Here is a 20,770-nt window from a genome sequence, read left to right as displayed (position 1 = left end):
ATGTCTAAGTTATGGTTGTTAATGGTGTTAGTAATTTCTGGATATGCTACTGGTGCCAGAGCGGATATGGATAAAGGTGTGGTGGTGAACACCTGCGATCCCTACGGTTTTGTTTTTAAAAAAAAACGTGTTCAGGAGTCGTTAAAATCGCTCAACTTATCGACGGCATTCCTGAATAAAAACAAGGTATCATTTACCTGGAATACCAGTTGGACAGGAAAAATGAACTGCCTGGGTACAGCAGATAATGCCTTTTTTTTTAGTGCGATTGGTGATGGGCCATTTTATGTATTATTTACCAGTTCCAGAAATGACTCTTATGACTGGATTAAATTTAACGTCAAAGTCACAGGGCCGGAGAAAACAAAAATCCGCGGGTTACCGGGGGTTTACAGTATTGCACGTTATCAAACTACCTATGTCATGACGGCTGAATTGCTCAAAGAAAGGCCACAAGATGTTGAAGGGCGATTTGTTACTGTTGTTAACGGCAGATTTAATCTGCCTTCTGTGGTCATGAGCGGTCATGGTGGGGCAGATAACGGATATGGTGGGATTACCGGGAATAAATATACCTATGGTGACGAGGTCATGGGGTATGTTCAACAGAGCACACCAGCATCGGGATGGAATACCGATCACTTTATCGCTTTTGAAATGTTGTCCATTCAGTTCGAACCCAATGAGACAACCTGTGACTTACCCCATGATTTAACAGTACTTCTGAACCCCATTTCAATTGATGAACTTCAGGTCAAAAACACGGCTGGTGAGCGAGCGTTTAGTATCCCTGTTGAATGCGTCAACCTTAAGGGGGGGACTCAGGTTACTCGTAATATCTCCGCATGGCTGGCGAGTAATGATTTGATTGATGATGGCGAGACTGGCTATGTGCTGGTGAACGATGACAGCGATGCGTTAGGGGTAGGGATTGCTTTGCGTTTGCCTGGAGGTACAAAGGTGGCCATTGCCAATGGGATCGGGAGTGCGCCAGGCTCTACCGAATTGATGCGCTATTCAGAAGGACAGGAAGTTTCTCCACTCACATCGCTAAGACTCGTTGCTTACTATCAGGTCTACGATAGGTCTGTGCTATCAACAGGCAGTGTGCTTGGAACAGCGCAGCTGATGTTTAATTACGATTAGCATCTCTTGTCCCGACCAGCAGTTGCGCTGGTCGGGATGGTTTCAATGAATGACGGGGATTCGTAGTTCCGACCAGAAGAACCCCTGCGCTAAATCGGCAGATGACTGCAGTACCGCGAACAGATCGTCTTCCGTTTCTATCCCTTCAATCAATATATTGCTGCCATAGCGACGAGCTCGGTTAACCAGTTCAATGAGCATATCCGGTGAATGGCGGTGCATTTGAAAAGCATGGCGGTCAATTTTCACTCCACCGAAATGCCAGTTGAGTTGATTAAGTGCAGCGCTATAGTTTGGATGATAATCATCAAGCCAAATAGAGAGTCCTGCCCGGCTGAGTTTTGCCAATTGTTGGCGCAGTTTCATAACCTGCTCTGCATTCATTGTCAGGAGTATTTCAGGATCCTGCATTTCAATAATAGTATTGCGAGGCTTCCCAGCAAGCTGCTTTTCGATTTCTGGAAGCTGTAATGCGGCGAAAGGTAGATTTAAAAACAACATGCCTTTTATCGATAAAAGTTCCGGCTGCTGTAGTTGCCATTGGTATAGAGCCAGTAGTTGATTGGCAGATTGATGGTGAAACCACGCTTCATTATCAGTTGTCGTAGAAATTTCGGACAACACTTCATAACCAAAGATCTGTGCGTTGTGCAGATCGAATATTGGTTGTAGGCGAATGTTTTTTACTCTATCCATTACTTTGTTTGTACTCTTACGTTCATATTGGATTATTATTCTAGTTATTAGACTTTTTATTGGTGTTATTAATTGAATTAAAGCGAAAAACATAGTTTTTTGTACTGTTATTTATGTTTTTTATGGGTAATTATGGTATTTAATTCTTTTGTTGTTGATACCATATTCGATAAAATGAGTTTTTAACCCATCGGAAATAAAACTGGGGCAAAAATTTGCGGTAGTTGTTTTTCCAGGCGGATCAATGCTGCAAGTAGATGTAAATAGCAATGAATAAATTATACATTATTGAAGGCTGTATTTATTTTGACGAAGAAACGATGGCGTTATCTATTAACGGTGAGCAGGAAAATACGCTTGTCTTGCCCGCGCCATCGGCACGATTGCTTAGTGAGCTTATAAAAACAAACGGAACTATGATCACGCGTGAAGAATTATTGGTGCGCGTTTGGGAAGAATATGGCTATCGGGCATCCAATAGTAATCTGAATAATTATTTAAGCATATTGCGTCGAAATCTTACCTCTTTACTGCCGCAAACGGTATTGATAACGACGTTGCCAAAAAAGGGCATCGTTTTTCAGGCACAAGTTGAAGAAAATATAGTCAGCGCCAGCGAAGAAGAACCTATCTCAAACACCGGGATGATTGAGTATGTCGAGACTCAACCTGAGGTTAAACCGCTTATAAACTGGCGAAAAATAACTCAGGTAATTTTTTTTATTGGCTGCGGCGGGTTAGCGATCGCGGCGGCTATCTGGTGGTTGCCGCCTTCATCTTTACCGGTAATTTCTGAACGCTATCTTTTTACTCTTTCTCAATGCCGTTTTTATTCGGTACAGGATACGCCATTGAGTCAGCATGAAGTTGTATCAATTATGGATAAAGATAATATCAGCTTGAACTGTGAAGGCTACCCACGAGATGTATTTATCACCCATTATGAAGAACCAGGGAAACGGAGAATAATGACTTTTTTTGCCTGGTGTCAGCGCGCAGGTAACGGGAAATACACTCGCTGTGAAAATAGTAAAACAGTTTCATGGAGGGGGGCATGAAATATTACCTTGTCGTTATTGTTGTTTTAGTGGCGGTCGTATTAGTAGTGATGGACAGATCATCGTCAGATTTGGGGATTCGCTGTGAGGCTGAAGTGTTACATACCATTGAAAGACAAGATAATAAAGTGACTCTGGACATCACGGCATCATTATTTATGATGGAAAATGGTAAGGGGTTTGTGAATCTTTATGGCACGCTAACTGACCATAAAGAACTATGGCTGGTCAATCGAAAAATATGGTTTAGCTGGAGCGATGAGCTTAATGGTAATCTATATGACATCATGATCAATCGAGTTGATATTAAAACCGAGACGGATAAAGCCCCTGATGCATTGATGGAGGAAATATATAGTCATCGGTTCAATTTGGGAATGTACCGCGTTGGTCAAAATGGTCTCTATTTACGTGGTGTTTCGACACCTTTTTTTCTTTGTGCCCGGCAAAATAAGATAGGTAAAGTTACCTGACAGGCTCAGAATACGCAGTTGATAGCCTTTGAAGGATATAAGTGTAATCACCTCTGTTAATAGCAGAGAGCATATGTGGGCGCAAAAATATTCCCTTCCGGCAAGGGGAATTCAAGCCGATTTGCGCCCCATTTCATTCATTATCTATTCAAATATGGGAAAGGGATGATGCTGTCAGCAATCTGGGATCTCTTCCAGACCATAGTAAATGGGGATCCCCAGTTTTTCTCCTTCCTGAATATCCAGATCTGCCCCTTTGGATTCGCCCGGCATCCGCAAAATAGCGTTACAACGGCTAATCAAACGGTGCGCGACGGGATAGAGATACTCCTCGCTAATCGGATCGCCAATTTCCTTTGAACCTGCCGCTTTGGCAACAGGTAAAGCCAACCATTCGCCGACCACGGGGATATGACCTTTTTGGTAAACGCTTAGCGCAACCTGCGCCATGTTGTTCAGGTTAGCGTCGATTAATTCCGGACGATTATTGGTGCCGCTGCGTACCGGGCCGGCGATCAAAATAAGAGAGCTTTTCATGTTTAAGACCTTCTTGATGCGTGAAAGGGAGTGCTGTTGAAGGTTTCCTTTCCTGTGGCACTTTCCGTCAGTCAAAACTGTTAATGCACGAATTTGCACGAAATACATGATTAACAATCATAACTGAGCTTTAAGATAAACTATCATGCAAATTCGTGCAATATCAAGATTAATCGTGAATGGAATGGTTGTATGTAATGCGCCGAACGGCAAAATGCGGCCTCTCCCCGAAGGAAGAGGCCTTTTTTGAGGATATTGATGGGGGGAGAACTAGTCGACGGCGAAGGTTTTATCCAGGCGGCTATAGCCCAGTCCGTTGATTTTCTTAACCTTGATTTGTACCGGAATACGCTCTTTCATCGCCTCGACGTGGCTAATCACGCCGATGACCTTGCCGCTGGCGTTAAGCGCATCCAGCGCATCCAGCGCGGTATCAAGGGTTTCGCTATCCAGAGTACCGAATCCCTCATCAAGAAATAGCGAATCAATCCGCGTTTTGTGACTCACCAGGTCGGACAGCGCCAGCGCCAGCGCGAGGCTAACGAGGAAGCTCTCGCCACCGGAAAGGGTTCGCGTGTCGCGCACCGCATCCGCTTGCCAGGTATCGACCACTTCCAGCTCCAGCGCTTCGCTGGCTTTACGTTGCAACAGATAGCGACCATGCAGGCGGTTGAGCTGATGGTTGGCCAGCCACACCAGATTATCCAGCGTCAGCCCCTGGGCGAATTTACGGAATTTATCGCCCTCTTTGGAGCCGATAAGCGAGTTCAGCCACGCCCAGTCCTCCACTTCCTGAGCCGCGCGTTCCATCTCCTGACGCAGCGCCTGCTGACGCTGCTGGTTTTCGCTATTCTGCTTCAGTTGCTGGCGAATCTCGCCCTGACGGGCACTGTTCTCGCGCAGTCGCAATGCCAGTTGCTGGAGTTTTTCTTGTACTTGCTCAAGCGGCTGGCTGATGTCCGTTTCTGCTGGCGGTTGCTGACTGTGGCTATCCAGCGTTTCACGGGCCCGTAGCGCCAGCGCCTGATTCTGCTGTAGCGTGCTCTCCAGCGTCTGCTTCAGCCGTTCGAGGCGCTGGCGCGTCTCTTCATCCAGCAGTGCGGCAAGGAATGCCTGCTGGTCGGAGAACGGACTGGCGGCCAGCGCGGTGCTGAACTGTTTTTCGGTCTCCGTTAGCTGAGTTTGCTGCTGATTTTCCTGTTGCCCCAGCGTTTGCCACTGGCTCTGAAGCGCCAGGCAATCGTCGTGCACCTGACGCCAGCCTTCCAGCGGCGCGGGCTCGGCCTGTTGCTCGGTTTCCGGTAGTGCTTCCAGTAGCGGCGTCAACTGCTGGAGCTGCTCCTGAATAGCCGTGGCTTCGTTCTGTTTGTTTTGCCAGCTGCGTGTCTCTTCTTCCCGCAGCGCTAACCAGTTCGTGGCCTGGTCTGGGGCGGGTAAGCTCAGAGCAAACGCGCTCAGCTCAGCCGCCAGTGCGACGCTGCGCTGCTCTTGTTCTTGCTGAAGCTGTTGCAGCTGCTGCTGGCACTCATGCTGCTGGGCCTGCCAGTTCAAGCGTTGTTGGTGTTGATATAGCCGTTGTTCATGCTCTTGCTGCGCATCCAGCCAGCCGGGAATATCATCCTTCGGCTTCAGGTCGATATTTAATCCGGCGATCGTCTCCTGCCATTGTGATGTGAGCGCTTGCTCCTGTTGGAGAAGGGATGTTTTCTCGGCGGTCTCTTTTTGCTGCTGTTTAAGCAGCGCATCCAGCTCGCCGCGAAGCTGTGCCCCGGCCTCTGCTAGCTGTTTAACTTCGCGCTCTAGCGTATCACGACGCGCCTGGTTAACGCCGGGAACCAGCGCCTGATACTCGGCGATAGCCGGATGCTGTTCGGAACCGCAGAGCGGGCACGGCGAGCCGGGCTGGAGACGGGCGCGATCGGCCTCAAGTCCGGCAATCCGCGCCTCCATTTCACACAGGGCTTTCACATCGCTGAACTGCTGATTCTTCTCTTTATAGGCCTGTCGGCGCTGGGCCAGAGTCGCTTCTAGCTTTTCCTGTTCCTGTTTGCTGGCCTGTTCGGCGGCATTTAGCTGTAATAACCGTTGGCTGAGCGGCTGTAGCTGGCTATAGAGAGAAGAAAGCTGCTGACGCAGAGGCCGGGCCTTTGCGTGCTGCGTCAACTCGAGGGCCACTTGTTCGGCATCCAGCGTTAGCGTGGCGGAAGGGAGTTCAGCCAGCCTGCGGGTCGTTTCCGTCAGGCGCTGTTGCAGGGTGGATTGCTGCTGCGCATCGCGGGCCTGCTGTTGAAACGCTGCCCGCCAGCCCGCCAGCGCATTTCCCCACTGCTGATAGCGGTCGTGCTCTTTTAGCCATGCGGATAGCGTGTGCTGGTGGGCGCGCAGGCGTTCGGACTGCTGCTGGGCGGCGAGGCGAATGCCTGCCCGCAGCCGTAGCCGTTCATGTAAGCGAGTATTTACTTCTTCTCTCTGGTGGCGGGTTTGCGCCAGCGCGGCGGCTTGTTCCTGCTGGCGTGTCCAATGCGGGCGCAAGTGTTCGGCGGGCTGCGCATTGAGCAGTGCGGTCAGCTGCGGCTGCGCCTGTTCGAGCGCAGACTGCGCCTCGCGCAGCGTGGCCTGGGCCTTCAGATTTTCTGTCGTCAGCTCTTCACGACGCATCAGCCATTGGCGGGCGTTTTGCAGGCTGGTTTGCTCGCTAACCTGCTGTTTTTCCTCATCGGTAAGTACTTGCAAACTTTGCTGGAGCGCTTGTTGCTGCTCGTCACTCAGCAGCAGGACGCCGGAAGCCTGGGCCTGAAGTTTTTCCAGCTCGATGCGGGCAAGCTTATGTTTTTCAAAAACCTGTGCTGAAATCTGGCCGTAAATTTCGGTGCCGGTTAGCTCTTCCAGCAGCTCGGCGCGCTCTTTGGGTTTGGCGTTGAGGAAGGCGGCGAACTGCCCCTGCGACAGCAGCATCGAACGGGTGAAGCGACCATAATCCAGCCCGGTGAGGGTGGCGGTCATTTCCAGCTTATCTTTGACTTTATCGGCGAGGATTTTGCCGTCGTCGCAGCGCGCCAGTTCGACGCGCGGGGCCTGTAGATTACCATCCGGCTGGTTTCTCGCCCGATTCTGGCTCCAGAAGGCGCGGTAGGCGATGCCTTTGACCTCGAACTCCACTTCTGCCAGACATTCGGCGGTGTCGCGGGTCATCAGATCGTTTTGTGATTGTGACACGCTGCTCAGGCGCGGGGTTTCGTGATACAGCGCGAGACAGATGGCGTCGAGCAGGGTGGTTTTTCCGGCACCGGTCGGCCCGGTAATGGCAAACAGCCCGTTGCTGGCGAACGGCTCGGCGGTGAAATCGATTTTCCACTCGCCTTTTAGCGAGTTGAGGTTTTTCAGACGTAAGCTCAGGATTTTCACAGACGATCCTCATCGTTCAGGCTATGCAGCGTCTCGTTAAACAGCTGCTCCAGGCGCTGTTGCTGCGACTCTTCCAGGGTTTCCAGCGCCAGGCGACGGGCAAACACATCTTCGACCTGCAGTTCGCTGAGCGTTTCCCGGCGCTCGCCCGCCAGAATGCGCTCGCGCTGGGCGCGACTGCGGCGCACCAGCAGCACTTCTACCGGTAGCGTTTCGGTCTGCACCTGAATTTTACGTTGAATATCATGCAAATACTCGTCGCTGGTGATCTCAATATCCAGCCAGACGGCGGGTTGCTGGCTATTATCTTGCCACTGATTCAACTGCTCGCTGATGCTGGCGAAATCGCCCTTTAATACCGCCAGCGGCTGGGTAATGGGGACGATGAGCGGCGTGACGTCTGTTAGGCATCCGTTGGTGAAGGTCACCAGGTTGACGCTTTTGTTTTTCCCGGTTTCGTCAAAGCTCAGCGGGATGGGCGATCCGCTGTAGCGAATATGCTCGCAGCCGCCCACCACTTGCGCCCGGTGAATATGGCCAAGCGCGATGTAATTGGCAGGAGGAAAGTGGCTTGCCGGGAAGGCGTCGAGTGTGCCGATATAGATTTCGCGAACCGCGTCGCTTTTGCTGGCGCCGACGGTGGTCAAATGACCGCTGGCGATAATCGGCAGCGGCCGGTCGCCGCGCAGTTCGCAGGCCTGCTGATACTGCTGCTGGTAGTAGTCGCTGATGGCGGTGAGGAGCTGCTTCTGCTTTTCACCGCTGGAGTGACCGGCCTGGCTGGTGACCAGCTCGCGCGGGCGCAGGAACGGCACAGGGCAAAAAATCGCCCCCGCTGAACCATCACGCAAGGGCAGAACAAAAGGAGCGTGACCGGCATTGGCGACTACCGTGGTTTTCAGGAAGGCGAGAATATCCCGCGATTCATTGAGGGTCGCCACTGAATCGTGGTTTCCCGCCAGTACTACCAGTTGGCAGCCGGTCTGCTGTAGCTGAACGACAAACCGGTTATACAGCTCACGCGCGTAGCTTGGCGGGGAGCCGGTATCAAAAATATCGCCCGCGACAATAATGGCATCAACCTCATGCTCCTGGGCGCTGGTCAGCAGCCAATCGAGAAACGCCTGATGCTCAGCGGCGCGGCTTTTGCTGTAAAAATTTTGCCCAAGGTGCCAGTCAGAAGTGTGAAGGATGCGCATAGTGGTCCCGTAGCGAAAAAAGCGTAAGCGGCATTATATACCCTAAATAATTCGAGTTGCAGGAAGGCGGCAAGAGAGCGAGTACCCAGGAGCTTACATGAGTAAGTGACTGGGGTGAGTGACAAATCTGCCGGGAGCAGATTTGAACGCCGTGTAACGGCGGCCCGCCAGGGCGAGGCCCATGGATGGGCCGAGTAATCTGCAGCCAACGCACAAGCAACTTGAAGTATGACGGGTATAACACTGCACTCCGGTGAGTTAAGTCCGTGTCACAATTCAAAATCCCTTGTTCATCTGCCCGTCATTTTTTTCATAAATCTGTCATAAATCTGACGCATAATGGCCGCGCACTTCTATACTGATGGCTAAAAAATACAGGGTAAATAATGGCGAGAAGAATTCTGGTCGTTGAAGATGAAGCTCCAATCCGCGAAATGGTCTGCTTTGTTCTGGAGCAAAACGGCTTTCAGCCCATCGAGGCGGAAGATTTTGACAGCGCGGTCAATCAACTCAATGAACCCTGGCCTGATTTGATCCTGCTCGACTGGATGCTACCGGGTGGTTCAGGTTTACAGTTTATTAAACAGCTCAAGCGCGAAGCGATGACCCGCGAGATTCCGGTGGTGATGTTAACCGCCCGTGGTGAAGAGGAAGATCGCGTTCGCGGCCTGGAAACCGGCGCGGATGATTACATCACCAAGCCATTCTCGCCGAAAGAGCTGGTGGCGCGAATTAAAGCCGTGATGCGGCGCATTTCGCCGATGGCGGTGGAAGAGGTGATTGAAATGCAGGGGCTGAGCCTCGATCCTTCTTCACATCGCGTCATGACCGGTGAAAACCCGCTGGATATGGGGCCGACCGAGTTTAAATTATTACACTTCTTTATGACCCACCCGGAGCGTGTTTATAGCCGCGAACAGCTGCTCAACCACGTTTGGGGAACTAACGTATATGTAGAAGACAGAACGGTGGATGTGCATATTCGCCGCCTGCGTAAAGCGCTGGAACATAGCGGCCATGACCGGATGGTACAAACGGTTCGCGGCACGGGATATCGTTTCTCCGCCCGTTTCTGAATCTCGACAGGAGTGTGAACCGTGCTGGAACGGCTGTCATGGAAAAGGCTGGCGCTTGAGCTTTTCTTATGTTGTATCCCGGCCCTGATCCTTGGGGCGTTTTTTGGTTATCTGCCGTGGTTTTTATTGGCGGCGGTAACGGGCCTTCTTATCTGGCATTTCTGGAATCTTATGCGTCTGTCGTGGTGGCTGTGGGTTGACCGCAGCATGACGCCACCGCCGGGCAGCGGCAGTTGGGAACCGCTGCTGTACGGCCTGCATCAGATGCAGATGCGTAATAAAAAGCGCCGCCGCGAGCTGGGTAGTCTTATAAAGCGTTTTCGCAGCGGCGCAGAATCTCTCCCTGATGCCGTGGTTTTAACTACCGAAGATGGCGTGATGTTCTGGTGTAATGGCCTGGCCCAGCAGACGCTTAATCTGCGCTGGCCGGACGATAACGGACAGAACATCCTTAACCTGCTGCGCTACCCGGAATTTGCCAACTACCTGAAATATCGTGATTTCTCGAAGCCTTTGAATCTGGTGTTGAATAACGCCCGCCATCTGGAAATTCGCGTGATGCCCTACAGCGACAAACAGCTGCTGATGGTGGCGCGCGATGTTACGCAGATGCATCAGCTCGAAGGGGCGCGACGTAACTTCTTTGCTAACGTCAGCCACGAACTGCGAACCCCACTAACGGTGTTGCAGGGGTATCTGGAGATGATGCAGGAACAGATACTGGAAGGGGGCACGCGCGAGAAAGCGTTACACACCATGCGCGAGCAAACCCAGCGTATGGAAGGCCTGGTGAAACAACTACTGACGCTGTCACGGATAGAGGCCGCTCCGGTACTGGCGATGAACGATAGAATCGATGTGCCGATGATGCTGCGGGTGGTGGAGCGCGAGGCGCAAACCCTGAGTCAGCAGAAGCATGTTCTGCATTTTTCCGTCGATGAGTCGCTGAAAGTGTTGGGGAATGAAGAACAACTGCGTAGCGCGATTTCCAACCTGGTGTATAACGCGGTCAATCATACCCCGGCGGGAACGGAAATCACCGTGAGCTGGCAGCGGGCATCCCACGGCGCGTTGTTTAGCGTCGAGGATAACGGGCCGGGAATTTCTCCGGAGCATATTCCGCGCCTGACCGAACGTTTCTACCGCGTTGATAAGGCACGATCGCGGCAAACCGGCGGCAGCGGTTTGGGGCTGGCGATTGTTAAACACGCGATCAGTCATCACGACAGCCGTCTTGAAATTGAAAGCACGCTGGGCAAAGGGACGCGTTTTAGCTTCTTGCTGCCGGAACGTTTAATTGCCAAAAATGAGCCCTAGTTCCTGCCCTGTCAGCATTAGTTGCCAATGACCAGCTTCGGCTGGTCATTTTCATTTGCAGGCAATTTCGTTTTGCGTAATTAACGAACGTTCGCTGCTTTTTTGTTCGCATGATAAGCCACATGTTTTCCATCAGTCAGGTCAATCATTCTGACTATGAAAATAGAGTTAGCATAATCATCTGCTTTTACGATCCCTCCTTGCTTTAAAACGTTATAAGCGTTTAAATTGCCCCCCTACAGTCGCAGACAGACTGTTTTTGCGTGGTAATTCAAAAAACAATTCTTTTCCACGCCGCTTTGGGAGCATATCCCGCTGAGTTTACTGACAATGGCCGCTGTATCATCCCCTAAGGGAAGGCGCGGTATTTATCCGTTTTTACAACACCACATCCACAGGCAGTAATGAATTTATGACCCATCAGTTAAAATCTCGCGACATCATTGCGTTGGGCTTTATGACCTTCGCGCTGTTCGTCGGCGCAGGCAATATTATCTTCCCTCCGATGGTTGGCTTACAGGCTGGTGAACACGTCTGGACCGCGGCTATTGGCTTTCTGATTACCGCCGTGGGTTTACCGGTGCTAACGGTCGTGGCATTGGCGAAAGTCGGCGGCGGCGTCGAGAGCCTGAGCACGCCGATTGGTAAAGTCGCCGGTATCCTGCTGGCTGTGGTCTGCTATCTGGCTGTGGGGCCGCTGTTCGCTACTCCGCGTACCGCTACCGTCTCTTTTGAAGTAGGGATTGCCCCGCTAACCGGTGATGGTCCGCTGCCGCTGCTGATTTATAGCGTTATCTATTTTGCACTGGTGATCCTCGTTTCGCTCTATCCGGGCAAGCTGCTGGATACGGTGGGAAATTTTCTCGCGCCGCTGAAAATCATCGCGCTGATTATTCTTGCCGTTGCGGCGTTCGTCTGGCCTGCCGGTCCGCTGAGCCACGCGATGGAAGCCTATCGCACCGCACCGTTTTCTAACGGCTTCGTCAACGGTTACCTGACCATGGATACCCTCGGGGCGATGGTCTTTGGTATCGTGATTGTCAACGCCGCGCGTTCCCGTGGCGTCACTGAAGCCCGCTTGCTGACCCGCTACACTGTCTGGGCAGGCCTGATGGCCGGTGTTGGCCTGACGCTGTTGTATCTGGCGCTGTTCCGCCTCGGTTCCGATAGCGGCATGCTGGTCGAGCAATCCGCCAACGGCGCGGCGATTCTGCACGCTTACGTACAGCACACCTTCGGCGGTGCGGGGAGTTTCCTGCTGGCGGCGCTGATCTTTCTCGCCTGTCTGGTCACGGCGGTTGGCCTGACCTGTGCTTGTGCGGAGTTCTTCGCCCAGTATCTGCCGTTCTCTTACCGCACGCTGGTGTTTATCCTCGGCCTGTTCTCGATGGCGGTCTCCAATCTGGGGCTGAGCCATCTGATTCAGATTTCGATTCCGGTGCTGACGGCAATCTACCCGCCGTGTATCGCACTGGTTGTATTAAGCTTTACCCGCGGTTGGTGGCATAATTCGTCCCGCGTTATTGCACCGGCCATGTTTATCAGCCTGATGTTTGGTATTATTGACGGCATTAAAGCGTCACCGTTTGCCGACTTTATGCCATCCTGGGCCGCGCGTCTGCCTCTGGCAGAACAGGGACTGGCCTGGCTGATGCCGACCGCAGTAATGCTGATTCTGGCCGTTGTTTGGGATCGTGCCGTAGGGCGTCAGGTGACATCCGGCGCACACTAAACGACGTCGAAAATTTAAGTGATGAACCACGGGGTTTAACTTCCCGTGGTTTTTTGTTTTTTGGTTCTACCTGTCATACTTCAAGTTGCTTGTGCGTTGGCTACGCTCGCTCCCCCAGTCACATAGTTATCTATGCTCCTGGGGATTCGCTCCCTTGCCGCCTTCAAGCAACTCGAATTATTTAGGGTATATGCTCCTTTTGAACTTTGCCCCCGCAAAGGCCAGGGGAGACAAACGGCATGGAACACGATGGAAAGTAGTAACAAGCTTAAGCGTGGGCTAAGTACCCGGCATATTCGTTTTATGGCTCTTGGTTCGGCAATCGGTACCGGGCTTTTCTATGGCTCGGCTGATGCGATTAAAATGGCGGGGCCGAGCGTCCTGCTGGCTTATATTATCGGCGGCGTTGCGGCGTACATTATTATGCGCGCGCTGGGCGAGATGTCGGTGCATAACCCTGCCGCCAGCTCGTTCTCACGCTACGCGCAGGACTACCTTGGCCCGCTGGCGGGTTACATCACCGGCTGGACCTACTGTTTTGAAATCCTGATCGTCGCCATCGCCGATGTAACAGCCTTCGGCATCTATATGGGCGTCTGGTTCCCGGCAGTGCCGCACTGGATTTGGGTGCTCAGCGTGGTGTTGATCATCTGCGCCGTCAACCTGATGAGCGTGAAGGTCTTTGGCGAGCTGGAGTTCTGGTTCTCCTTCTTCAAAGTCGCCACTATTATCATCATGATTCTGGCCGGTTTCGGCATCATTATCTGGGGTATTGGTAACGGCGGCCAGCCGACCGGCATCCATAATCTATGGAGCAACGGTGGCTTCTTCAGCAACGGCTGGCTGGGGATGGTGATGTCGTTGCAGATGGTGATGTTCGCCTACGGCGGGATTGAAATCATCGGTATCACGGCTGGTGAAGCGGAAGACCCGGAGAAATCCATTCCGCGCGCCATTAACTCGGTCCCGATGCGTATCCTGGTGTTTTACGTCGGCACGCTGTTCGTGATTATGTCTATCTACCCGTGGAATCAGGTTGGAACGAACGGTAGCCCGTTTGTCTTAACCTTCCAGCATTTGGGTATCACCTTTGCCGCCAGCATCCTGAACTTTGTGGTGCTGACCGCTTCGCTGTCGGCGATTAACTCTGACGTCTTTGGCGTGGGGCGCATGCTGCACGGTATGGCGGAGCAGGGCAGCGCGCCGAAAATGTTTGCCAAAACGTCACGCCGCGGGGTGCCGTGGGTGACGGTAATGGTGATGACCATTGCGCTGCTGTTTGCGGTCTATCTTAACTACATCATGCCGGAGAACGTCTTCCTGGTGATTGCCTCGCTGGCCACCTTCGCCACGGTGTGGGTGTGGATTATGATCCTGCTGTCGCAGATTGCCTTCCGCCGCCGTCTGCCGCCGGAAGAGGCGCAAGCGCTGAAGTTTAAGGTGCCGGGCGGGGTAACGACGACGGTTATCGGACTGATATTCCTCGTCTTTATTATTGGTCTGATTGGTTATCATCCGGATACCCGCATCTCGCTGTACGTCGGTTTTGCGTGGATTATCCTGCTGCTGGTGGGCTGGCAGTTTAAAACTCGTCGCGACCGTAAGCTGGCGAAGGCGTAGCCATTTTGTTCTCTCTTTGCCGGATACGCTCAGGCTATCCGGCAAGAGATCCCTCCACCCCCGCCATCCTCCCCCAATAATTCTGCCGATGATGAGTCATACGCCTGTACGCTGTGGCAAGGTGTGCCCATTCTGCAAAGAGAGGAATAACGATGTTGAAGGCATGGCACCTCCCGGTTGCTCCGTTTATTAAGGAACAGCAGGAACGACTGTTTATTACATTATGGCTAAGCGGCGACGATTTGCCGCCGCGAGTGACGTTGCGTGCGGAGGAGGACAATGAAGAGCTTTCGCTGCCGATGCATCGTCTGCGGCAGGAGCCGCATCCAGGCGTGGTAGCCTGGCGCGGGGAAATCAACCTCGTCAACGGGCAGCCGCGTCGGCGCTATAGCTTCAAGCTGCTGTGGGCCGACCGTCAGCTGTGGTTCACGCCGCAGGGGTTCAACCGTTTTCCACCGGCGCGGCTGGAGCAGTTTGCCGTCGATGTTCCGGACAGCGGGCCGCAGTGGGTGGCCGACCAGGTGTTTTACCAGATTTTCCCCGACCGTTTTGCCCGCAGCCAGTCGCGCGAGGCTGAACAGGACAAGGTTTACTATCATCACGCAGCCGGTCACGACATTGTGCGTAAAGAGTGGGATGAACCGCTCACCGGCGAGGCGGGCGGCTCCACCTTTTATGGCGGCGATCTGGATGGTATCAGCGAAAAGCTGCCGTATCTGAAGCAGCTTGGCGTCACGGCGCTGTATTTGAACCCGGTCTTTGTCGCCCCCAGCGTGCATAAATACGACACCGAAGATTATCGGCGCGTTGACCCGCAGTTTGGCGGCGATGCGGCGCTGCTGCGCCTGCGCCACAATACGCAAAAAGAGGGAATGCGTCTGATCCTTGATGGCGTGTTCAACCACAGCGGTGATTCGCACGCCTGGTTCGATCGCCATCAGCGCGGCAGCGGCGGTGCCTGTCACGATGCCGCTTCGCCGTGGCGCGGCTGGTATAACTTTTCCCCAGAGGGCGTTGCCCACGATTGGTTGGGATACGCCAGCTTGCCGAAGCTGGATTATCGATCAGAGACCCTGGTCAATGAAATCTACGGCGGAGAAGATAGCGTCGTGCGCCACTGGCTAAAAGCGCCGTGGAGCATGGACGGCTGGCGGCTGGACGTGGTGCATATGCTGGGCGAGGGCGGCGGGGCGCGTAATAACCTGCGCCATATCGCCGGAATTACTCAGGCGGCGAAGCAAGAGCGGCCGGACGCCTTTGTGTTTGGTGAGCATTTCGGCGATGCGCGCCAGTGGCTACAGGCTGATGCCGAAGATTCAGCGATGAACTACCGCGGGTTTACCTTCCCGCTGTGGGGCTTCCTCGCCAATACCGATATCTCCTACGATCCGCAGAAAATCGATGCGCAAACCTGCATGGCGTGGATGGATAACTATCGCGCCGGGCTATCGCATCAGCAGCAGTTGCGGATGTTCAATCAGCTCGATAGCCACGATACTGCCCGCTTTAAGTCTCTACTGGGTAAGGATGTGGCACGTTTGCCGCTGGCGGTGGTATGGCTGTTTAGCTGGCCGGGCGTACCGTGCATTTATTACGGTGATGAAGTCGGCGTGGATGGCAATAACGATCCGTTCTGCCGTAAGCCGTTCCCGTGGGATCCGGCATTACAGGATGGCTGTCTGCTCGGCTTGTATAAGCGTATGAGCAAGCTGCGTAAGGCTAATCAGGCGCTGCGCTACGGCGGCTGCCAGGTGATTTATGCCGAAGAGAACGTGGTAGTGTTCGCGCGCGTCTATAAGCAGCAGCGGGTGCTGGTGGCGATTAACCGTGGCGAAGCCTGCGAGGTCGTTATTGAGGATTCACCGCTGCTTGATGTTAACGGCTGGCAGTTGAAAGAGGGAGCCGGTGCACTGCACGACGGTGTGCTGACGCTACCCGCTATCTCGGCCAACGTGTGGTTTAGCCGTTAATGATAGAGCTGGCTCAGTCTTTCGTCCTGGAGAATGGCCTCACGCCACCAGCGCTGGGCCAGCCCGTCATTCCCGCTACGCCAGGCCATATAGGTAATATCTTTCTCACGAAACGAAGTGACGGGCTTTTCCACCAGCTCGCCGCTTTCCAGCCACTGCCGGGCGATATGGCGCGGTAAAAAGCCGCAGCCCAGCCCGGCGCGTAACAATTCTACTTTGCTGGCGAAGCTATCGACGCGAATTTGCGGCTGTTCATCCAGCAGATTGCTGTTAAGTGGATGGCAATTGCGTGCGCTGTCGCTGATCACCACCGCGCGATGCAGGCTCAGCTGTTTGTTGGTCAGCGATTGGGTGGTTTTCGCCAGTGGATGCCCCGGCGCAACGACGAAAATATTGTCCATTGTGCCGAGCATTTTCCACGACCATTCGGCAGACGTTGGCGGTTCATTAATCGCTCCGAGAATAATATCCGCCCCGTTGTGGGTGAGTTCTTCCCATGAACCGGCGAGAGTATGATGGGTAAAGTTAAGCCGGGTTTGCGGATGCAGTGAGTAGAACTCGTCGATCAGCGGTAACAGTGCATTAAAAGGGAAAGAGTCATCCAGTGCGATGGCCAGATCCCGTTCCCAACCGGCGCTGAGCTGAACCGCCTGCTTTTCCAGATCTTTGGCAGCATTCAGCAACAATCGCCCCTTCTCCAGCATCATTCTGCCAGTATCGGTAAATTTAGCCCGATGTCCGGAGCGATCCAGCAAGGTAATATTCAGATCGTTCTCCAGTTTTTGGATCATGTAGCTCAGCGCGGCGGGGGTCTTAAAGAGTGACTCGGCGGCGGTGGCAAAAGAGCCATATCTGTCCAGCGCGTCGAGGATCAGCAGGACATCAAGGTTTAAACGCATGAGTCAAATTCCAACAAAAAAATAGTCTCTACGTTTTACCGAAGGCTGATATTCAGTTCCAGTGAATAATTTAGAACAGTTAAGCGTAAAATTTTGATGAACATAAATTCATTAATATGGTGATGGATAATTTAATAGCCATAACTTTTTCTTCAGAAATAAATTAGAAAAAAAACTTTAATAACTCGTTAGAAATTACTGACTATACTCACCATGCTTTATCAGTCAGGATCCAGACAGTACAACGGCTACGGTAGTATCTTTTTAACTCATTGATTAACAGGATATGTTATGTCTATTCGTGAACTGATCGATCCCTCTAACTCTGCTCTTATTTTTATTGACCACCAGCCGCAAATGTCTTTTGGCGTGGCTAATATTGATCGCCAGACGCTGAAAAATAATACGGTGGCTCTGGCCAAGGCTGGGAAAATTTTTAATGTTCCGGTGATTTATACTTCAGTAGAAACTAAAAGCTTCAGCGGCTATATCTGGCCAGAACTGCTGGCGGTACATCCTGATGTGAAGCCCATTGAACGCACGTCGATGAACTCCTGGGAAGATGCGGCTTTTGTGGCGGCGGTAAAAGCGACGGGGCGTAAAAAATTGATTATCTCTGCTCTGTGGACCGAAGTGTGCCTGACCTTCCCGGCGCTGATGGCGCTGGATGAAGGATATGAAGTTTATGTGGTGACCGATACCTCTGGCGGCACCTCGGTTGATGCCCACGAACGCTCAATTGATCGTATGGTTCAGGCCGGTGCGGTGCCGGTGACCTGGCAGCAGGTGCTGCTTGAGTATCAGCGCGACTGGTCACGTAAAGAGACCTATGACGCAGTGATGGACCTGGTGCGCGAGCACAGCGGCGCTTACGGAATGGGCGTGGATTACGCGTATACCATGGTGCATGGCGCGCCGGAGCGTCAAGCCTAAATACACTTCATCCTTCAAGCTGCCTCTTTGTTGGCTTCGTTTGCCCGCCCCGGTCACTGACTTATGTCACCTCCCGGGGACGTACAACCTTGCCGCCTCGATGCAGCATGAATGATTTTGTGTATTGTCATTTATGGCTGATGGCGGGGTAAATCCCGTCATTACCCTGAAGCAAGGAACTCTTAATGGCGCAGCAGAAATCGGTGACCCTGGTTATCAGTCATGTACTCGACCCCGAACATGGCCAACGTTATGAAGAGTGGCTGGGTAAAATTATGCCGATTGCGGCGGAGTTTCCCGGACATCTTGGCGCCAACGTGATTCGCCCGGTCGCCGGGCAGAAGTTATGGAGCGTTATCATTCGCTTTGACACCATTGAGCATCTTTACGCCTGGACGCAGTCAGAAACGCGTCGCGAGCTGGTGGCCGAAATCGCACCGCTGCTGAGCGAAGGCGACCGGACCGAAGTACGCACCGAACCGGCCTTTTGGTTTACGCCACCGGCTGCCAACGTCCGTCAGCCGCTGCGCTGGAAGCAATTTTTTATCACCTTGCTGGTGATTTTCCCCAGTACCAATCTGGTGCCCACGGTAACCGGAATGCTATTGCCCTCGCTGAAGGGAAGTCTGTTACTGCATTTGATCAATGATGCCTGTGTGGTCGCGCTGGTGGTCTGGTTCTGGATGCCCATCGTGACCCGTCTGTTTGCTGGCTGGTTAAAGAAAAACTGAGTCAGCCTCCTGAAGGAGAGCGTTATGTCGCAAACTGCCACACTGATCCTGACCCACGGTCGGGTTCATACTCTCGATCGTCAAAACCCGCTTGCCGATGCGGTGGCGATCGCCAACGGTAAAATTCTCGCCGCCGGTAGTCACGATCGGATCATGAGCTTTGCCGCGGAAGGAACGCAAATTATCGATCTCAAAGGCCATACGGTGATCCCCGGCCTGAACGACTCCCACCTGCACCTGATCCGCGGCGGTCTGAACTACAATCTTGAACTGCGCTGGGAGGGCGTGCCTTCGCTGGCGGACGCGCTGCGGATGCTTAAAGATCAGGCCGACCGTACGCCGTCGCCGCAGTGGGTGCGGGTGGTGGGTGGCTGGAGCGAATTCCAGTTTGCCGAACGGCGGATGCCAACCCTCGAAGAGCTGAATGACGCCGCGCCGGATACCCCGGTATTCGTTCTGCATCTCTACGATCGCGCGCTGCTTAACCGCGCAGCATTAAAGGCGGTGGGCTATACCAAAGAGACCCCGGATCCTGCTGGCGGCGAGATCGTTCGCGACGCTAAGGGTAACCCGACCGGGATGCTGATCGCCAAACCCAATGCGATGATCCTTTATTCGACGCTGGCGAAAGGGCCGAAGCTGCCGCTGGAGCTGCAGATCAACTCAACGCGTCAGTTTATGCGTGAACTGAATCGCCTGGGGCTGACCAGCGCTATCGATGCCGGAGGCGGTTTTCAGAACTACCCGGAAGATTATGAAATTATTGAGCAGTTACACGCCAAAGAGCAGATGACCGTGCGTATCGCCTATAACCTGTTTACCCAGCGACCAAAGCAGGAGCTGGAAGACTTTGAGCGCTGGACCGACATGCTCAAGCCGGGGCAGGGGACTGATTTTTACCGTGCTAACGGTGCCGGGGAGATGCTGGTCTTCTCGGCGGCGGATTTTGAAGACTTCCTCCAGCCGCGCCCGGATCTGCCGCAAGGGATGGAAGACGAGCTGGAAAGGGTGGTGCGCCATCTTGTCGAACACCGCTGGCCGTTCCGCCTGCACGCGACCTATGATGAGTCTATCAGCCGGATGCTCGACGTCTTCGAGAAGGTCAACCGCGATATTCCGTTCAACGGCCTGCACTGGTTCTTTGATCACGCGGAAACCATTACCGAGCGTAATATCGAACGCGTGAAAGCGCTGGGCGGCGGTATTGCGGTGCAGCACCGGATGGCTTTCCAGGGCGAATATTTTGTCGACCGCTACGGCAAAGATGCGGTCAAACATACCCCGCCGGTAGCGAAGATGCTTGAGCTGGACGTGCCGGTAGGATTGGGCACGGATGCCACCCGCGTGGCGAGCTACAACCCGTGGACTGCGCTTTACTGGCTGGTTTCCGGGCGGACGGTTGGCGGGATGGCGATGTACGACGAAAGCAACCGCCTGCCGCGCGACGTGGCGCTGGAATTGTGGACCGCGGGAAGCGCGTGGTTCTCCAGCGAACAGGGTAAGAAAGGGCGTATCGAGCCAGATCAGCTTGCCGACCTGGTGGTGCTGTCTAAAGACTACTTTAGCGTCGCGGAAGAGGAAATTAAGGGAATCGAGTCGGTGTTGACGTTCGTTGACGGCAAAGTCGTTTACGCCGCTGGGCACTTCTCGCCGCTGGCTCCACCGCCAATCCCCGTGCTGCCTGAGTGGTCTCCGGTAGTGAAGGTGCCGGGACATTACCGTTCAGCGCCGCCGACGGCGTCGAAAATTGGCGCGATAGTCCAGATGCACCAGTGCTGTGGCAGCTGTGGAGTACATGGGCATCAGCATAATATTGCGCGCAAATCGTCTATTCCGGTTGCTGATGAGCAGGCATTCTGGGGTGTGCTGGGCTGCTCTTGCTTTGCATTTTAGTTTTTGATCGCAGCCCTTACCCCGCGTAAGGGCTGATTATCTTTTCTGAAAAGCGGTTCACTTCGCTACGGGATAACACAAATGC

General features: G+C 53.3%; 16 protein-coding genes. 11 read left to right on the top strand and 5 right to left on the bottom strand.

Annotated features, from left to right (window positions below; genetic code table 11):
* Positions 1–1,146 carry a fimbrial protein gene (locus HV213_RS22530; protein WP_181483380.1) on the top strand — a complete coding sequence of 382 codons (1,146 nt, stop codon included), beginning with the start codon at positions 1–3 and terminating at the stop codon, positions 1,144–1,146.
* Between the two features lie 42 nt (positions 1,147–1,188).
* Here the strand turns inward: HV213_RS22530 and HV213_RS22525 are convergent, their stop codons facing one another.
* Positions 1,189–1,842 (bottom strand): EAL domain-containing protein, encoded by a 654-nt coding sequence (locus HV213_RS22525; protein ID WP_181483379.1) that lies wholly within the window; start codon positions 1,840–1,842, stop codon positions 1,189–1,191.
* A gap of 269 nt (positions 1,843–2,111) precedes the next feature.
* Between HV213_RS22525 and HV213_RS22520 the strand changes: the two genes are divergently transcribed.
* Both HV213_RS22520 and HV213_RS22515 read left to right on the top strand, forming a co-directional pair.
* Positions 2,112–2,900 carry a winged helix-turn-helix domain-containing protein gene (locus HV213_RS22520; protein ID WP_181483378.1) on the top strand — a complete coding sequence of 263 codons (789 nt, stop codon included), beginning with the start codon at positions 2,112–2,114 and terminating at the stop codon, positions 2,898–2,900.
* Entirely contained in the window at positions 2,897–3,373 is a 477-nt protein-coding gene (locus HV213_RS22515) for a hypothetical protein (protein ID WP_181483377.1), read from the top strand. The genes HV213_RS22520 and HV213_RS22515 overlap by 4 nt, the downstream gene beginning before the upstream one ends.
* Positions 3,374–3,547: 174 nt before the next feature.
* On the opposite strand, the gene HV213_RS22510 is transcribed toward HV213_RS22515, so the two are convergent.
* The 3 genes from HV213_RS22510 to sbcD form a co-directional block, all read right to left on the bottom strand.
* Positions 3,548–3,910, bottom strand: coding sequence for an NUDIX hydrolase (locus HV213_RS22510; protein ID WP_181483376.1), 363 nt, complete (start codon positions 3,908–3,910; stop codon positions 3,548–3,550).
* A gap of 270 nt (positions 3,911–4,180) precedes the next feature.
* Positions 4,181–7,315, bottom strand: coding sequence for an exonuclease subunit SbcC (gene sbcC / locus HV213_RS22505; protein WP_181483375.1), 3,135 nt, complete (start codon positions 7,313–7,315; stop codon positions 4,181–4,183).
* Positions 7,312–8,514 carry an exonuclease subunit SbcD gene (gene sbcD / locus HV213_RS22500; protein WP_181483374.1) on the bottom strand — a complete coding sequence of 401 codons (1,203 nt, stop codon included), beginning with the start codon at positions 8,512–8,514 and terminating at the stop codon, positions 7,312–7,314. The genes sbcC and sbcD overlap by 4 nt, the downstream gene beginning before the upstream one ends.
* Positions 8,515–8,900: 386 nt before the next feature.
* On the opposite strand from sbcD, the gene phoB reads away from it, so the two are divergent.
* The 5 genes from phoB (at position 8,901) to malZ (ending at position 16,229) form a co-directional block, all read left to right on the top strand.
* Positions 8,901–9,590 (top strand): phosphate response regulator transcription factor PhoB, encoded by a 690-nt coding sequence (phoB, locus tag HV213_RS22495; RefSeq protein ID WP_181483373.1) that lies wholly within the window; start codon positions 8,901–8,903, stop codon positions 9,588–9,590.
* Between the two features lie 21 nt (positions 9,591–9,611).
* Positions 9,612–10,907 carry a phosphate regulon sensor histidine kinase PhoR gene (gene phoR, locus HV213_RS22490; protein ID WP_181483372.1) on the top strand — a complete coding sequence of 432 codons (1,296 nt, stop codon included), beginning with the start codon at positions 9,612–9,614 and terminating at the stop codon, positions 10,905–10,907.
* A 412-nt stretch (positions 10,908–11,319) separates the two neighbouring features.
* Positions 11,320–12,639: a branched-chain amino acid transporter carrier protein BrnQ gene (gene brnQ, locus HV213_RS22485; protein ID WP_181483371.1), complete on the top strand. Its 1,320-nt coding sequence runs from the start codon at positions 11,320–11,322 to the stop codon at positions 12,637–12,639.
* Positions 12,640–12,888: 249 nt separating this feature from the next.
* Positions 12,889–14,259, top strand: coding sequence for a proline-specific permease ProY (proY, locus tag HV213_RS22480; protein ID WP_181483370.1), 1,371 nt, complete (start codon positions 12,889–12,891; stop codon positions 14,257–14,259).
* 152 nt (positions 14,260–14,411) lie between these two features.
* On the top strand, positions 14,412–16,229 hold the full coding sequence (gene malZ, locus HV213_RS22475; protein WP_181483369.1) for a maltodextrin glucosidase: 1,818 nt from the start codon (positions 14,412–14,414) through the stop codon (positions 16,227–16,229).
* On the opposite strand, the gene HV213_RS22470 is transcribed toward malZ, so the two are convergent.
* A complete protein-coding gene (locus HV213_RS22470; protein ID WP_181483368.1) occupies positions 16,226–17,128 on the bottom strand; it encodes a LysR family transcriptional regulator in 903 nt (300 codons plus the stop codon). The genes malZ and HV213_RS22470 overlap by 4 nt on opposite strands.
* Positions 17,129–17,419: 291 nt before the next feature.
* Between HV213_RS22470 and HV213_RS22465 the strand changes: the two genes are divergently transcribed.
* The 3 genes from HV213_RS22465 (at position 17,420) to HV213_RS22455 (ending at position 20,685) form a co-directional block, all read left to right on the top strand.
* Entirely contained in the window at positions 17,420–18,061 is a 642-nt protein-coding gene (locus tag HV213_RS22465; RefSeq protein WP_112214107.1) for a hydrolase, read from the top strand.
* A gap of 185 nt (positions 18,062–18,246) precedes the next feature.
* Positions 18,247–18,792 carry an antibiotic biosynthesis monooxygenase gene (locus HV213_RS22460; RefSeq protein WP_181483367.1) on the top strand — a complete coding sequence of 182 codons (546 nt, stop codon included), beginning with the start codon at positions 18,247–18,249 and terminating at the stop codon, positions 18,790–18,792.
* A 24-nt stretch (positions 18,793–18,816) separates the two neighbouring features.
* The gene (locus HV213_RS22455; RefSeq protein WP_181483366.1) at positions 18,817–20,685 is read left to right on the top strand and encodes an amidohydrolase; all 1,869 of its coding nucleotides are present in this window, start codon (positions 18,817–18,819) and stop codon (positions 20,683–20,685) included.
* The last annotated feature ends 85 nt before the right edge of the window (positions 20,686–20,770 follow it).

The organism is Klebsiella sp. RHBSTW-00484, assembly GCF_013705725.1.
GTDB lineage: Bacteria > Pseudomonadota > Gammaproteobacteria > Enterobacterales > Enterobacteriaceae > Klebsiella.
The sequence above is the reverse complement of the archived record's forward strand: the minus strand, read 5'-3'. Positions and strand labels throughout refer to the sequence as shown.